Origin of the sequence: Microbacterium hominis NBRC 15708 (assembly GCF_001592125.1) — a bacterium.
Classification (GTDB): Bacteria; Actinomycetota; Actinomycetes; order Actinomycetales; family Microbacteriaceae; genus Microbacterium; species Microbacterium hominis.
Genome location: NZ_BCWI01000022.1, coordinates 34,641 through 49,519 on the forward strand (window position 1 = coordinate 34,641; position 14,879 = coordinate 49,519).

General features: G+C 67.2%; 18 protein-coding genes and 1 pseudogene. 4 read left to right on the forward strand and 15 right to left on the reverse strand.

Features of this window, described 5'->3' with window-relative positions:
• Positions 1-8: 8 nt before the first annotated feature.
• The 6 genes from MHO01S_RS16375 to MHO01S_RS14405 form a co-directional block, all read right to left on the reverse strand.
• On the reverse strand, positions 9-884 hold the full coding sequence (locus MHO01S_RS16375; protein ID WP_082734318.1) for a GNAT family N-acetyltransferase: 876 nt from the start codon (positions 882-884) through the stop codon (positions 9-11).
• 240 nt (positions 885-1,124) lie between these two features.
• Positions 1,125-2,018 carry a lipase family alpha/beta hydrolase gene (locus MHO01S_RS14385; protein WP_060961160.1) on the reverse strand — a complete coding sequence of 298 codons (894 nt, stop codon included), beginning with the start codon at positions 2,016-2,018 and terminating at the stop codon, positions 1,125-1,127.
• Between the two features lie 82 nt (positions 2,019-2,100).
• Positions 2,101-3,093: a TerC/Alx family metal homeostasis membrane protein gene (locus tag MHO01S_RS14390; RefSeq protein WP_060961159.1), complete on the reverse strand. Its 993-nt coding sequence runs from the start codon at positions 3,091-3,093 to the stop codon at positions 2,101-2,103.
• A 214-nt stretch (positions 3,094-3,307) separates the two neighbouring features.
• Entirely contained in the window at positions 3,308-3,601 is a 294-nt protein-coding gene (locus MHO01S_RS14395; protein WP_060961158.1) for a DUF2277 domain-containing protein, read from the reverse strand.
• A 44-nt stretch (positions 3,602-3,645) separates the two neighbouring features.
• Entirely contained in the window at positions 3,646-4,515 is an 870-nt protein-coding gene (locus tag MHO01S_RS14400) for an NAD-dependent epimerase/dehydratase family protein (protein WP_060961157.1), read from the reverse strand.
• Positions 4,516-4,573: 58 nt separating this feature from the next.
• Complete coding sequence (locus tag MHO01S_RS14405; RefSeq protein WP_060961156.1) at positions 4,574-5,824, reverse strand: multidrug effflux MFS transporter; 1,251 nt, start codon at positions 5,822-5,824, stop codon at positions 4,574-4,576.
• A gap of 47 nt (positions 5,825-5,871) precedes the next feature.
• Between MHO01S_RS14405 and MHO01S_RS14410 the strand changes: the two genes are divergently transcribed.
• A complete protein-coding gene (locus MHO01S_RS14410; protein ID WP_231735224.1) occupies positions 5,872-6,327 on the forward strand; it encodes a MarR family winged helix-turn-helix transcriptional regulator in 456 nt (151 codons plus the stop codon).
• A 19-nt stretch (positions 6,328-6,346) separates the two neighbouring features.
• On the opposite strand, the gene MHO01S_RS14415 is transcribed toward MHO01S_RS14410, so the two are convergent.
• A complete protein-coding gene (locus MHO01S_RS14415; RefSeq protein WP_060961155.1) occupies positions 6,347-7,018 on the reverse strand; it encodes a TetR/AcrR family transcriptional regulator in 672 nt (223 codons plus the stop codon).
• Between the two features lie 114 nt (positions 7,019-7,132).
• Between MHO01S_RS14415 and MHO01S_RS14420 the strand changes: the two genes are divergently transcribed.
• Both MHO01S_RS14420 and MHO01S_RS16715 read left to right on the forward strand, forming a co-directional pair.
• The gene (locus MHO01S_RS14420) at positions 7,133-8,155 is read left to right on the forward strand and encodes an NAD(P)-dependent alcohol dehydrogenase (protein ID WP_197425802.1); all 1,023 of its coding nucleotides are present in this window, start codon (positions 7,133-7,135) and stop codon (positions 8,153-8,155) included.
• Positions 8,156-8,198: 43 nt separating this feature from the next.
• Positions 8,199-8,663, forward strand: coding sequence for a DUF6326 family protein (locus tag MHO01S_RS16715; protein WP_060961153.1), 465 nt, complete (start codon positions 8,199-8,201; stop codon positions 8,661-8,663).
• A gap of 24 nt (positions 8,664-8,687) precedes the next feature.
• On the opposite strand, the gene MHO01S_RS16940 is transcribed toward MHO01S_RS16715, so the two are convergent.
• Positions 8,688-8,960 carry a hypothetical protein gene (locus tag MHO01S_RS16940; protein WP_255266107.1) on the reverse strand — a complete coding sequence of 91 codons (273 nt, stop codon included), beginning with the start codon at positions 8,958-8,960 and terminating at the stop codon, positions 8,688-8,690.
• 71 nt (positions 8,961-9,031) lie between these two features.
• Between MHO01S_RS16940 and MHO01S_RS14430 the strand changes: the two genes are divergently transcribed.
• On the forward strand, positions 9,032-9,433 hold the full coding sequence (locus MHO01S_RS14430) for a DoxX family protein (RefSeq protein ID WP_060961152.1): 402 nt from the start codon (positions 9,032-9,034) through the stop codon (positions 9,431-9,433).
• On the opposite strand, the gene MHO01S_RS14435 is transcribed toward MHO01S_RS14430, so the two are convergent.
• The 7 genes and pseudogenes from MHO01S_RS14435 to MHO01S_RS16950 form a co-directional block, all read right to left on the reverse strand.
• The gene (locus tag MHO01S_RS14435; protein ID WP_231735223.1) at positions 9,425-10,132 is read right to left on the reverse strand and encodes a GNAT family N-acetyltransferase; all 708 of its coding nucleotides are present in this window, start codon (positions 10,130-10,132) and stop codon (positions 9,425-9,427) included. The two genes, MHO01S_RS14430 and MHO01S_RS14435, sit on opposite strands and share 9 nt — an antisense overlap.
• A gap of 166 nt (positions 10,133-10,298) precedes the next feature.
• Positions 10,299-11,027 carry an ABC transporter permease gene (locus MHO01S_RS14440; protein WP_060961150.1) on the reverse strand — a complete coding sequence of 243 codons (729 nt, stop codon included), beginning with the start codon at positions 11,025-11,027 and terminating at the stop codon, positions 10,299-10,301.
• The gene (locus MHO01S_RS16380) at positions 11,028-11,750 is read right to left on the reverse strand and encodes an ABC transporter ATP-binding protein (protein WP_082734317.1); all 723 of its coding nucleotides are present in this window, start codon (positions 11,748-11,750) and stop codon (positions 11,028-11,030) included.
• An 860-nt stretch (positions 11,751-12,610) separates the two neighbouring features.
• Positions 12,611-13,234: a hypothetical protein gene (locus MHO01S_RS16540; protein WP_167626537.1), complete on the reverse strand. Its 624-nt coding sequence runs from the start codon at positions 13,232-13,234 to the stop codon at positions 12,611-12,613.
• Positions 13,235-13,412: 178 nt separating this feature from the next.
• On the reverse strand, positions 13,413-14,168 hold the full coding sequence (locus tag MHO01S_RS14445; RefSeq protein WP_060961149.1) for an SAM-dependent methyltransferase: 756 nt from the start codon (positions 14,166-14,168) through the stop codon (positions 13,413-13,415).
• Positions 14,169-14,185: 17 nt separating this feature from the next.
• A complete protein-coding gene (locus MHO01S_RS16945; protein ID WP_255266108.1) occupies positions 14,186-14,317 on the reverse strand; it encodes a hypothetical protein in 132 nt (43 codons plus the stop codon).
• Positions 14,318-14,432: 115 nt separating this feature from the next.
• Positions 14,433-14,853 (reverse strand): annotated as a pseudogene (locus MHO01S_RS16950) (DDE-type integrase/transposase/recombinase); the annotation flags it as partial.
• Between the last annotated feature and the right edge of the window lie 26 nt (positions 14,854-14,879).

The following is a 14,879-nucleotide window of genomic DNA, read 5'->3' on the forward strand; positions in this document are numbered from 1 at the left end:
CCGGTCCGCTATCGCGCGGCGTCGTGCGCGGGCGGCACGAGCGTGCCCTGATGGAAGCGCAGCCGCGGCGTGGCGCCACCGACGTCCCAGAGCGACGAATGGCGACTGCGTCCCGACGGCGTCGTGAGCCGGTAGGTGATCAGCACGAGATCCGCGGACTGCTGCCGGAACTCCCATTGGTCGGTGGGAGGCTCGGCGCGTCCGCCCTCCTCGGCGAGCGCGGCCACCACCTGGTCCCGCGTCCACAGGATGCCGGAGCGCCCGATCTCGACGAACGTCGGATGCAGCAGAGCGCTCACCCGTGCGGGATCGCGGCGCACGTCCGCGCGCAGCAGCGCGATCTCGGCATCCTTCACCGCGGCCCACTGCGGTACGCCGTCGTGGCGCACCAGGCGGACGACGTGGATCGGATGCCCGGCCATGGTGCGATCGCGCTCGACACCGTCGCGGACGAAGCCGTTGCGGCGGTAGAAGGCCTCGGCCCGCGGGTTGTCGTCCAGCATCCAGAGGTGGGCGGGGTCGGTGCCGATCGCGGCATCCAACAGGCGCTGCCCGACGCCGGCGCCGGAGAGCTCGGCGAGAACGTAGATGCCCTCCAGCTCCCGCGGCGTGGGACGGTCGTCGTCGCGACCACCGGAGGCCGTGGACCAGCCGACGACACGGCCGTCGACCTCGGCCACGAAGACGTCCGTGGTGTCGTCGGCGACGATCGCCGCCCAGCGCTCGACGCGCGGCTCCACACGCAGTCCGGCGAGGAGGTGAGCCGGCAGTTGACGCGCGTAGGCCTCGCGCCAGGCCTGCACGTGCACCTCGGCGATGCCGCGGGCGTCGTCGACGGATGCCGGGCGCACGGGCAGATCGCGCCGGTCGAAGCTCGTCCTCATGCCGACATGGTCCCAGACCGGTGCGGCCGCGACTTTTCGACACTCGCGTCATGATTCACGCGAATGCCCATCTCATGAGTGCGGCGGTGATGGTTTCCCGCCGTGTTCGGGCCTCGATGAGCTGGGGGGCTCGTCACCCGCAGACGCCGCCTTCCCCAGAGGCCCGTGCTGCGGGGCGGGGTGGCGTTCCGCGCCACCCCGCGGCCCGAACTCTCCGCGCCCCCGACCCGCGGGCACCCGTCACGTGGTCAGCGCGGCGTCGACGAGCTCGAACACCGCCGGGTCCCACGTGAGCGCGCGCTCCCACGGAAGATCGAAGCCGTTCGCGAAGAAGATGCTGTGCACGTCGTCGTCCACCGTGTGTCGGCGCACCTGCGGCAGCACCGCGGCGGGGACGTCGGTGGCGAGCGCGCTGCGCAGCGACACCAGGCCGTCGTGGGGCCACAGCCGATCGGGCTCGCGGTACGCGCGGAAGTGGCCGCCGCCGATGACCGTGACCGCGACATCGTCCAGCACACCCTGCTGGGCCGCGTTCCACTCCGCAAGGAAGTGAGCCGACACCTCGGCGGCCGCGCCCTGCGAGTTCTGCGCCGCGTACCCGGGCGACGCCTCGAGGATGCTCAGCGTCGGCGGATCGTCGTGCGCATCGGCCGTGGTGATATCGCCGCTGAGGACGTCGCCGAGCAGGGAACCGTGCCAGGGCGTTCCCAGGGTCACCAGGTGTGACACGGCGGGTCCTCCGCGTCCGATCTCGCGCAGCGCCGCCCGGCAGAACAGTCCGCCCATCGAGTGCGCCACGAGCCGGACCGACGAGACGCCGTGCTCCTCGGCCAGCCACCCGAGGAACGCGGCCAGCCTCACCCCGGCGGCGTCGATGTCGCCGACCGCGTTGATCGTCATCGCGGCGGGAAGGACATCGGCGACGTCGGAGAACCCCTGCCAGCCGGTGTCTTCGCGCACCTCGCCGTCGCCGATGCGCGCCGGCGCCGTGAACACCGCGGCGTGCCGCTGCAGCAGATGGGTGCGCAGGGCCGTCGACGTGTTGCCGGCGGCGAGACCCTCGCCCGCGGCACGCTCCGCGCTGGTGTACGGGGTGACGGCTGCTCCGCCGGACACGAGCACCACAGCATCCACGTCGACGTCCTCTCCTCGGGCGACACCAGCCTAGATCCCGGCGCGCCCGAGGCGCGGAGGTCTCGTGCCCGACCCGCCGCGCTCAGGCGACGTCGTGCGGCTCGACCGCCAGGCGGTCCCGACGCGTCTTGGCGAGGCTGGCGATCGTCGCGACGGCGATCGTGGCGGCGATGACGACGAGCGAGAGCCAGATGGGGATCTCGGGGATGATCGTCACGTGCTCGCCGCCGTTGATGAACGGCAGCTCGTTCTTGTGGAGCGCGTGGATGAGCAGCTTCACACCGATGAACGCGAGGATCACCGCGAGGCCCTGCGCGAGGTAGACGAGGCGCTCGAGCAGTCCGCCGATGAGGAAGTACAGCTGGCGCAGACCCATGAGCGCGAAGGCGTTCGCCGTGAAGACGAGGTAGGCCTCCTGCGTGAGCCCGTAGATCGCCGGGATCGAGTCGACGGCGAAGACGAGGTCGATGAAGCCGATCGCGACGATGACGAGCAGCATCGGGGTGACGAAGCGGCGGCCGTCCTTCACGACCGTGAGCTTGTCGCCGTTGTACTCGTCGCTCACCGGCAGCACCCGGCGGACGAGGCGCATGAAGCGGCCGTCGGCGGGGTTGGACTCGCCGTGCGCGAACGCCTGGCGGTAGGCGAGGAACAGCAGCAGGGCACCGAACAGGTAGAACACCCACGAGAAGTTCTCGATCAGGGCCGCACCGACGGCGATGAACGCGCCGCGCATGATGAGGGCGATGACGATGCCGATCATCAGCACCTTCTGCTGATAGATCTTCGGCACCGCGAAGCCGGTCATGACGATGAGGAAGACGAACAGGTTGTCGATCGACAGGGCCTTCTCGGTGAGGTAGCCGGCGAAGTACTCGCCGCCGTAGGTCCACCCCGAGACCACACCGACGCCGACGCCGAACAGCAGCGCGAGGCCGATGTAGAACGCCGACCACCGGGCCGACTCGCCCACCGTCGGCTCGTGGGGCTTGCGCACGTGCGCGAAGAACTCCCACACGAAGAAGGCGATGGTGACGGCGATCGTGATGATCCACACGAGCGGCGTGATGTTCACAAGGGTCTCCCGAAGAATGGCGTGACGTGGTCGACGCCAGAGTCTCCTCCATCCCTGATCGGGACCGGGCGGCCCGGGCCGCATGCGACCGTAATGACGAACCGTCCGTCTCGGAGTACTCCCCCTGGACTGGAGTCAGAGTAGGGCAGCGGGGTGACGCGAACCTGGGAAGTCGCCGGATGGCGACGGATGCCGCGTCGGTGCGGCATCCGCGTCACGACGCCGTACGGATGCGCACCTCGCGCTCCATCCGCTTCTCGTGGCGGGCGCGTCCCTTCACCGCCTCGGCCTCGCGGTTCTTCGCGGGCGCGGCGGTGACGAGCGCGTCGAGGAGGCGCCGCGTGGCCACGGCGATCTCGTCGACCGCGGCGTCGAAGGCTTCCGCGTTCGCGCGCGACGGACGGGTCGACCCGCTCACCTTGCGGACGAACTGCAACGCGGCCTCGCGGACCTCGTCATCGGTGGTGGGAGGTTCGAAGTTGTGGAGCACCCGGATGTTTCGGCACATGCCGAGAGCGTAGACCGCAGCGGACGCGGCCGACAGGGCCTCGTTCAGTCGGCCGCGGGGGCGGCGTGGCCGGTGCGGATCTCCTCGATCAGAGTCGGGCGCGCGGGCGTCCAGCCGAGTGCGCGCGCCCGGCGGCCGTACCCCTGCTGGTCGAGCATGAGGGCGTCGGCGAAGGGGGTGCCGAGGCGCTCGCGCGATGCGGCGGCGCCTTCGGGCACGACCGGGCCGTCGGCGAAGGCCTCGCCGATTTCGGCCACCGTCGGGTTGTGTCCGCTCAAACCCAGCACGCGTCCGACGGGGGCCGGGCCCTCGATGACCCGCGCGTAGAGGTCGGCGAGGTCGTCGACGTGCACGGTCGCCCAGTGCTGCGTGCCGTCGCCGACGACGGTGAGGCGACCCTCGGCATCCCTCGGGGCGTCGGCCAACGACGCCGGGATGCCGCCGCCGTGCCCGTACACGATGCCGGGCTCGACGATCGTGAGCGCCAGGTCGGCGTCGGCGAGGCGGGACTCGACCGCCTCGCGCCAGGCGACGAGGGCGGGCGGGGCGAACGGCGTCTCCTCGGTGAGGTCGGTGGACGGGCCGTGGATCCAGAGCCCGCCGGTGTGGATGTACGGCTTGCCGGTGCCGCCGAAGGCGGAGATCACGGCGTCGGCGACGGCGCTGTCGAACTGCGGCGAGCTGCCGTCGCCGGGCGCGGCGGTGTGGATCGCGGCATCCGCGCCCTTGAGGACCGGAGCGAACCAGGCGGGGTCGGTGATGTCGCCGACGACGGCGGTCGCACCGGCCGCGGTGGCCTTCTGCGCCGACGACGCGCTGCGCACGGGCGCGATGACCTCGTGGCCCCGCTCCCGGAGAGCGGCGAGAACGGAGGAGCCGATGTAGCCGGTGGCGCCGGTGAGCACGATCTTCATCCCGCCATCGTAGGCACGTCCGGGGGAGGCAGGGGCGGTCGGGGAAGGTGGCCCCCGCTCACGTCGTGCGGGGGCGGGCGGGGCGCGCGATCGCGAAGAAGGCGAGGGCGACGACTGCGGCGGCGAGCATGACCACGGCCAGCGGGACAGCGGTCGTCGACCCACCGAGGCTCACCAGCGGCGAGACGAGGGCGGCCAGGCCGAACTGCAGCGCCCCGACCACGGCCGAGGCGGTGCCGGCTGCCTTCGGGACGGCCGCGAGGGCCAGCGCGGTGCCGTTGCCGAGCACGAAGCCGAGGCTCCCGGACAGCAGGAACAGCGGCACGGCGAGCAGGGCGACGGGGGCGGCGGTGACAGCGAGGACGGCGAACGCGACGGCGGCGACGAGCACGCCGCCGAGCCCGGTGCCGAGCACGGCCCGCACCGAGCGCGTCGCGACCAGCTTCGCGGAGACGACACTGGTCACCATGAGCACGAGGGCGTTGATGCCGAACGCGATGCCGTAACCCGCACTGTCGAGCCCGATCATGTCCTGATAGACGAAGGGCGAGGCCGAGATGTAGGCCATCATGGCGGCGAACGCGAAGGCGAAGCTCGCCGCGTAGCCGATGAAGGTGCGCGAGAGCATCTCACGCGCCCCGGACGACGATCCGCGGCGCTCGGCGCGGAGGGCGTCGCGCCGCTCCTTGAGGTGGGTCTCGCGCACCACGACCAGGACGGCGACGAGCATCACGACCGCCAGCCCCAGCACGATCGCGAGCAGTCCCCGCCATCCGACCGCCGCCGTGAGCACGCCGCCGACGAGCGGTGCGATCACGGGCGCCACGCCGCCGACGATCATCATCAGCGAGAAGGCGCGCGCAGCGGGCCGTCCGGTGGCGAGGTCCGAGATGATCGCACGACCGATGACCATGCCGGCGGCACCGCCGAGCCCCTGCACGAAACGTGCGGCGATGAGGACGCCGACCGTCGGGGCGAAGACGGCGATGACGCTCGCGGCGACGCACAGCACCGCGCCGGCGACGAGCGGGGCGACGCGTCCCAAGCGATCGGAGAGCGGGCCGAAGACGAGCTGACCCGCGGTGACTCCCAGCAGGAACGACGTGAGGCTGAGCTGGACGGCGGTCGCGGAGGTCTGCAGATCGGCGGCCATCTCCGGGAAGGCCGGCAGGTAGAGGTCCGTCGCGAAGGGCGCGATCGCGCTGAGCAGACCCAGCACCACCAGCAGAGCGGGCGTGATGGGGCGGGATGCGTCGGAGTTCGCGTCCGGGAGGGCGACGCGTTCGGCGGTGGATGAAGAAGAAGTCATAGTTATGAAACTATAACTAATTCTCACGGCGGAGGTAAGCTGTCCGAGTGACGTCGGTGCCGGATGCCATGTGGGGTGATTTCGCCGAGCTCGTGCTCCGCGTGGCCCGCGAGCTCGATCCGCACGGCGTCTCGGCCGGGCCGGACGTCGTCGCGCTCACCGGCACGGAGATCCTCGCGATGCGCTGGATCGACGGACATCCGGGAACATCCCCCAGCGCCACCGCCGTCGCCACGGGGCTGCGGCGCAGCAACCTCAGCACCGCGCTGCGGGAGCTCGAGCGCAAGGGGATGATCGAACGGCGCGGCGCGCCGGACGACGGCCGGCAGGTGCAGCTGTTCCCGACCGACCTGGCCATCGAGAACATCGGACGACTGCGCGCGTGGTGGTCGCAGAGCCTGGCGCGCGCGCTGCCGGCGGATGTCGACGAACGCGAGCTCGACGCCGCGATGCGCCTCCTCACGCGCATCGACGACGGAATGCACCCGCCGACGCAGCCCTGAGGCCGACGCCTCCGCGCCGTCAGGGCTTCGGGCGGAGCGCCTCGAGGGCGGCGAGCACGAGATCGAGGCCGAAGAGGAACTCCTGGGACGGGTCGTACCCGATCGCCAGGAGGTGCGCACCGGACTCGTGCAGCGAGGGATACAGCTCCGCCGGCACCTGCGGCAGATACACCTCCTCGGTCATGTCGGCGAGCTCCTCGGCCGTGCCGAACGGCAGGCTCGCCTCCTGCAGCGCGTAGCCGTAGACATGACTGCTGAGCAGCCAGTTCGCGTGGGTCGCCATCTCGACCGAGAACCCGGCGCGGCGCAGGCACGCGGTCACGGCCTCGCGGTGACGGAGGTTCGCCGGCCCGGGCGACGTGCGCGACTCCATCAGACTGATCGCCCACGGATGCCGGGCGAGCACCTCGTGCGCAGAGACCGACTCGGCGCGCATCGCGACCGTCCAGTCGACATCGAGGGAGGGCAGCGCGATCTCGTCGAAGACGACATCGATCATCGCGTCGAGCAGCTCCTCCTTGTTAGCGACGTAGTGATACAGCGACATGGCGCCGGCGTCGAGCGCGGCGGCGAGTGCGCGCATGCTGAGTCGCTCCACCCCCTCGCGGTCGGCGATGCGCATCGCCTCGGCGACGACGCGCTCCTTGCTGAGACCGGCGCCGACAGGCGTGGGCGGGCGTCGTCGCGCCATCGATCGGGCTCCTCATCGCATCGAAGGACTTGACAATCGTACAGCGTACGTCCGATAGTACGGTGTACGACGTACGGTGTACGAAACCGCCGCTCACGACCACCAGGAGATCTCATGACCACCCCCGCCTCACCGGATCCGTCGGCTGCCGTGACCTCTCCGAGGCGGATGCAGGCGCTCGTGCAGGAGCGATACGGGACGCCGGAGGTGCTGTCGCTCGGGGCCGTCGAGGTCCCGTCGCCCGGCCGGCGGGAGGTGCTCGTCGAGGTCGGCGCCGCATCCGTGCATCCGGGTGACTACTTCGTGATGACGGGCCGGCCGCGCCTGGTGCGGCTGGCGTTCGGGCTGCGGCGGCCTCGCCGGCGCACCCCGGGTATGGATCTGGCCGGCGTCGTCCGAGCGGTGGGTGCGGAGGTGACCTCGGCGCACGTCGGAGACCGGGTGTTCGGGTGGACGACGACGGGCGCGCTCGCGGAGTACGCCACCGTCCGCGAGGATCATCTCGCGCCGGTTCCCGCGGGCGTCTCCGCGGCAGACGCAGCCGCGGTCCCGACATCGGGGATGACGGCGCTGCAGGCGCTGCGCGACGTGGCGCGGTTGACGGCCGGGCAGACGGTGCTGATCACCGGGGCCTCCGGCGGCGTGGGGTCGTTCGCGGTGCAGATCGCGAAAGCGCTCGGCGCCGAGGTCACGGCCGTCTGCAGTGGGCGCAACGCCGAGCTCGTCCGCCGCCTCGGCGCCGATCACGTCATCGACTACGAGACGACCGACGTGACCGGCGGGAGCGCGCGGTTCGACGTGATCCTCGACAGTGTGGAGGCGCAGCCGCTCGCGGCGATGCGGCGGATCCTCACCCCGACCGGAACGCTCATCCCGAACAGCGGTCGCGGCGGCGCCTGGATCGGGCCCCTCGGTCGCATCGCCCGCGCGCGTCTGCTGTCCGCGCTGACGCGCCAGCGACTGCGGCCGTTCACCTCCCTCGGCCGCCGTGACGATCTGGTCGCGCTCGCGGAGATGCTCGCGAGCGGCGAGATCACGCCGGTCGTCGATCGGAGCTACGCACTGGCGGATGCCGCCGACGCCCTCCGCCGGGTCGCGACCGGGCACACGCGCGGCAAGCTCGTCGTCATCCCGTGACTCGGCATCCCTGGACCACACCCACCACAGCCAAGGGGAACCCATGTGCACCACGCTCAAGACCCGCGCCGCACTCGACGTCGCATCGATCCCCACACCGGTGAAGCTCGCCGCCGCCTGGACCAGCTTCATGTTCCTGTACGTCTACGTCGACGTCTTGAACTTCTACAAACCGCATGTCGTCGCCGGCATCCTCGACGGGATGGTCTGGCAGTTCGAGGTGAACCCGCCGCTGCTGACGGGGATGCTCGCCTCGGTGATGGTCCCGGCGGTGATGATCGTACTGTCGGTGACCCTCCCGCCGCGGGCGAACCGCATCGTGAACGTCGTAGTGGCGTCGCTGTACGTGCCGTACTCGGCGTTCAACATCGCCGGATCGACTGCCGAGTGGCTACCGTTCTACGTGCTGTCCATCGGGGCGGAGCTGGCGCTACTGGTGTTCATCGTGCAGCGCGCGTGGACCTCAGTTTCTCGCCGCGAAGCGCTCGTGCTCCGCACCGATCGGTGATTCCGGACGCCGCGGACATGACCCTCATCGCCAGGTGGCGGTGTCGGGATCGATGTCCGCGGCGCCCGGGCTCTCGTCGATCGCGCGGCTCAGCCAGCGGGCTGGCCCCGGGCGCACCGCGGCTTGAATGCCGTGATCCTGCTCACCGATCATGCCTGCGTGATCGTCGTCGAGGTCGTGCAGCTGGGCGATGGGCTGCGCGAGTTGCGAACCCTGCACCCGCAGCTGGCGCAGTCGGCGGCCCAGGCGACGGCGAGGTGCCGGTCGGGCTCGCTCCAGGATTGAGGGGGAGAGCATCTGCCTACGCGGCCAACGGAGGTGTTCGCGCGGCGGCCCCGCGCGTCGGAGGGCCGGGGGAGAATGGCGTGATGACACGTCGCGCGAAGAAGCCCACGGCCACCATCCCCTGGATCGTGATGGTGCCGTTCGCGGTGTCGGGCGTCATCCATCTCGTGCGGCCGGGCGTGTTCACGCCGATCATCCCGCGCGTGCTGCGGCGGTGGGATCGGCCGCTGGTGATCGTCTCGGGCCTCGCCGAGCTGGCGTGCGCGGTGGGGCTGATCGTGCCGTCGACGCGCGTCGCCGCCGGGCGAGCGAGTGCGGTGGTGCTCGCCGCCGTCTGGCCCGCGAACGTGCAGATGAGCGTGGACCTCGGCCGCCGGGCAGCGCGCCGACGCACGCCGAAGGCATGGGCCGCGTTCGCCGTGTCGCTGGTGCGGCTGCCGCTTCAGGTCACGTTGATCCGGCGGGCGCTCGGGAACTCACACTGAGCAACGCTCGAGGGTGACCCACTCCTCGTCGCGGAGGTAGCCCAGCGCGTCGTTCGCGCGGATGATCGCCTCGTTGTCCGCCGAGCCGCCGGTGCGGAACCGGGTGAATCCTTCGCCCGCGAGAGCAAGGAGGGAGGCAGCCTTCACCGCCGTGGCGATGCCCCGCCGGCGCCACTGGGCGTGAACGACGGTGAAATCGGTCTCGGCGTGCGTGCCCTCGATGTCGAGGAAGGTCATCGCCACCAGCTCGCCACTCGGAGGGAAAGCGCCGAACCCGCGACGCGCGGACGACGGTGAAGCGCGATGCGGATCCAGGGGCGGATGCTGCGTCGCGATGCTTCCTGGGTAGTCCTCGATGGTCGAACGGTCCAGCTTGAGCACGGCGTCGATGTCGGCGGTGACGAGCTCACGCGTCGAGATGCCGGCGGCCGCTGCCAGCACGCCCAGCTTGTGTTCGTCGATGCGATCGACGTCGAGCTGTGCCCCGAAGGAACGAGCCGCGACGACCCAGCCTATCCGCTCCAGCTCGTCACGCCTCGGGTCACGAGCCTGCAGAACGATGGTCTCCCCCATCACTTGATGGTCGCATACGCGCGTTGGTATCGACGCGGACCGGCTCCAAAGCAGCTCACGAGCTACGTACTCGGAAGCCTGGCGATGATGGTCTGGAGCATCGTCTCGGGCACCCCGCGCCAGCATTTGACCCCGTTCAAGCTCTTCGGTCGGTCCGTCGGGATCTACACGATCATGGTGCTAGGCGCGACGCCAGCAGGCGCTCTCGTAGCATCCACTCAAGAGCGAGAAGAGGCCATCCCGTCGCAACCCTCGATTCTGTACGCGAACCAGATCCGACGAAAGTGGCCCACTAACGCTCGCGGCTAACGCGATCCGCAGACTTCAGTATCGACACGGCGACGATCGACGCGACACACGACCACAAGATCGCAGCCAACAGCACGAGCCATGAAGGATTGCGCAACATCTGCACCTGGTACGTCAGTGGGTTGATTGCCGCAACGTAGCGAACCCAACTCCCGTCCAGCGGAACAAAAATCGGTGCAGCAAGAATAACCGGGAGCGTGGTGACCGTAACCAGCAGATCTCGCGTCGCGTAGGAGTCCACCCGGCCACCGACGGCCGCGCCCAGAGCACTCCAGCCGAGAACGAAGAGCAGCCCGACCCCTGCGATCATCAAGATTGACGGAGCACTGGGCATAGCGCCCGGCAGCACAATGTAGGCAGACACCGCGAGAAGGAGGAACTGAAGAAGATACACGGCAGATGTGAACATGAGAATACTCAGCAAGTACCCCTTGGCCGAGCCTCCTTGCAATACATACATTGCGAAGACGCCCCACTTACGATCATTCGCAACATCGCTCATGCTCGCAGTTGCGGCGCGAAACGACAGCAGACATGCGAGGCCGGTCAGTACAAATGTTCCGTACTGGTCGACCTGGTCGCTGAGCGAGCTTTGCAGGCTGGCCGACAAAAACAGAAGATACGCGATCGGCTCTATGAACCGGCCAAGATACGACGTTCTCCAGTTCCACAGCGAAGCGAAATGATACTTAGCCAGAATAACCGCGCGCATCTACTCGGCATCCCCTCGAAGCGCCCTGTAGGCTTCCCATAGATCCTGCGAAGGAACTGGCGAGAGTGATAAGAAATCGCTGACCGGCAGGTCCGCAACGACCCTTCCCTCGGCCATCGCTAGCACGCGAGTGCAATGTGTGCTGAACCGGGATGTCTCATGTGTACTGATAAGTGCAGACGCTCCATCCGAACGCCGCGAGTCCAGGTAGTTGAATACCACCCCGATGCCTTCAGGATCCAGTCCAGTGGTGGGCTCATCGAGAATCATGAGGCTCGGATTGCCGGCCATCGCTCGTGCGATCTGCGTGCGCCTCAGCTCGCCCCCTGACAGCGTCTCAGCAGTATGGTCGAGATGATCGCGCAATCCGAGCGCGGTTGCGACCTCTTCGACAGAACTCCTGGTCTCGCGCCGAAGATCCGGGCGCCTCAGCTCGAGGCCCAGTGCAATATTCTGTCGCACAGTCAAAGACCAGTCGACTATTTCCCGTTGCGGGCACCACCCAATCTGTGCGCGCTCGACGCCAATGCGTACGGAACCCTCAGTTGGGGCCAGAAGACCGCCAAGCATGTCGAATAGAGTGGACTTACCCGCTCCGTTGTGCCCGACAACCGCTACGATCTCCCCCGCCCCAAGACTGAGATTGACGCGGTCTACAGCAGGACGCTCTTTTCTGCGGAAGCGCTTCACGAGACCTTCTGCTTCAACTATCGGTGTGTTCATCTTCTACTCCCACAGCTTTTGGGCGATGTGCTTTGCTCGCTCAGGTGGTGTCGTTTTACTCGATGCCTCAAGGCGGAGCATGCTTCGCGGCAGAGCTCGATCAACCTCCTCGCGACTCGCCCCAGTGAACCAACCGACATTTGTGGTCTCGCTGATTCCCCATTGCACCGGTCCAACTGATTCCGTCGACGACAGAAGTACCAGTTTGTCGATTCGGCCGCCACAAGAATTGTGGGTCCCGAGTAGATCGATTGGTCTCACGAGGGCGACTAGTCCTGTGTCACTCGAAACGGTCAGCCGATGCTGGACTCGATCGAGCATCGGAACCGCTTGCCGCAGTCCTTCTCGCCGCAGCCCAACTGGCGACTCAAATGTCAGACAGCTCATGCTGCCAACGTCAACCACCATAACACTGTCGCTAATAAGTTGCGCTCCGTGTTCTCGGCATAGAGCAAGCGCTGTGGCGGTCTTGCCGACGTAGTGGTCGCCAAGCAGCCCTACCACCATTCCATTCGGGGCGCGAACGATCGCACCTGGAAACACCGCGAGTCGGGATGCGAGCGTTGTCGTTGCGAAAGGCGGAAACGGCGAGACCATGCCCGACCAGTCCGTAAAACTCGCCGCTGTATTGCGCCTTGAGTCGACGTGATCGACAACCGCTATATGCTTGCGCAATCCGTCACGAGCAAGTGAGCTGGCGAAGAAGCCCCGCGATGGCCAATCTTCGTTGCCGATAACCACACTGACGTCTGGCGCTCCCATTGGATCCGTCAAGTACTGTCCGTAAAAGAACCTGAGTTCTTCTACGTCGGCGGCGCAACAGTCCACCTGGACAGTCGTCCCCCAAAAGTTCAGGTGTGTCAACACCCTGACCTCCCTGCTGAGCAGAACGCTTCGATCGCATCGGCGGCGCGCCCCTTGTCCCGATCAATATCGAGCGCGACACGCAATACCCCGCCCGAATCCGCCTCAGTCTCGAACTTCACGCCGTGAGAGAGCGACACCAGCCATCGAACTCGCGACGGAGGAGCAATAGACCAACCAAGCTCACGCGGATGAACAGAGACAGTCCGCCCCCAGGGCGTCTCATGGTGTCGCGCGTTGGTGAAGCTGTCGAGCAGCACGCCACTGCTGGCCGCCGCTCGCTCTCTTATCCCGACGGGGCGAGTGAACGGATGCACGCGGTTTTCGCGATCTATCGGTGACGTGTCGTCGCTCAGGAACATCCACCCGCGTCTTATCAACTCGAACGCAAGCGAAGACTTCCCGACTGTCGATGGTCCATGAATCAGCACAGCCGAATCAGCGACGACGGGGTGAGCCACGGCTGCCGCGTGCACGGTCACGAATCGAGAGGCGAGCGGCCTCAGGCCGAACGGCGGGACAGGAGTTGGCGTCGTCACCGTTTGTTCTCCCTTGAGCGAGGCCACTATCACGTCCTCGACGAACACAGTCACACAGCGGTCTTCGGCGGGTGCGGTCATGTATGCATCACCATCACGCGTCGTTAAGGCTACCGATACGTCTTCGGATTGCCGATTGTCCGTTCGATAGTCTCCGAAGTAGTACGCCAGGTGCTCGATGTCATGATCGCTTGGGACGGTTACCGCAGTTACGACGCCCCAGAAGTCGAAGCTGATCTTCCGTTTCGCATTGGCAGGACTACTCCCCATGGACATAGAGGGTGGATCCGGTATGTACCGAAGAAGTGAGCGTTTGGAGTTCACCCACAACCGTTGAGTTCACCTGAGGTGCCATGTCCGATCTGTAGGGCGAGAAGATCATGTCGCATCGCCTGTCGCGGGGGTAGCTCTCGGCGATGCGATCGAACAGCGGGGCCACCCACTCGATCTTGTGCGGTCTCTCCGCGATCGCGTCACTTCCTACCTCCCCGACTTGCGAGATGACCAAGGGTGTTCGGGGGTCCAATCGCGGCCTGAGAACCATGAACCGGTTGGCTTCGTAGTGCTGGCAGCCGTAATCGAATCGCGCTCCGAGATCCACCATCATCCGATCAAGGAAGGACGTGCCGGGAAGCGCCTTCACGCGGAACGCCTGCGTATTCAGCAGCATCCACGAGGTGTCGACAAGAAACAGTGGGTGCCCGTAGGTGAGGAAGCAAACATGACCGAGTCCGCGGACATCGTTCACTACGGTCTCAATCTCTTCGGCCATTCGAGCGTAAACGTCGCTCGCCACACCTCCGCTGAAGTAGACGTCCGCTAGGTTGCGCACACTCCCTGTTGCCAGCGCTCTGAGCTCAGAATCGAACGCCGTCAGGTGCAGTACAGTCATCGCGCTCCTCAGGATCCGATCGGCCTCGACCGTTCGCTGATCGAACCCACCGATGCCGAGGCCGACAAGATACAAATCGGCCTCGGCATCGGGTACGCGAAGATCCTCTCGAGGGCTCCGCATTGTGACTGAATCCTCTTTCAGAAGACGTTGCCCTGTCGGTGGGCACCACTGGCCTTGAACGTCTCCTCGATCGTCGGAATGTACGCCGGGAGAAGGACCTTCTCGGCGTTCTCAACCTCGATCTCAACGGTCTGCAGTTCCTCGTTCATCGCTTGGCCCTTCGCTAGTTCTGCCTCGAAGCGACGCCTTTGGCAAGCGCACTTCTCTTGATGTCCCGCCCAAGGCGCGACCCAACCACCGTATGCAGAGTCTCATGCACATCCAAATCAGACGCCCTCGCCACATTGCGTTGACCGTCACGGCCATGAAGTTGTCTGAACTCTCGCCGCCTATTCCGATCGAGGGCGTAGCGCCGATCTCGGCGAGTAGTTCGCCGTAGCGAATTGACGTCAATTGACACGTGGCGTCGCTGCGAAATCGGGGTCGCCGTGATGATCGCCGCGACTTCACCTCGCTATCTCGATCGCGCCGAGGAGCATCACGGTGCGCATGTGTGATGCGTATCCCCCTGCCCGATCATCCGCGAGTAGGCGTCGATGATGAAGCAGACATACGCGACTCCGGCCCAGCTCGGCACGAAGGTCAGATCAGTCGCCCAGAGCCGACACGCTGCGTTCGCGGGTAACTCCCGCGTCACCCGGCGCGGGCGACGCGCAACGACAGAATCGGGGCAGAGAGATCTCACGAACTGTGGGGTCACCGCCAGGGTCG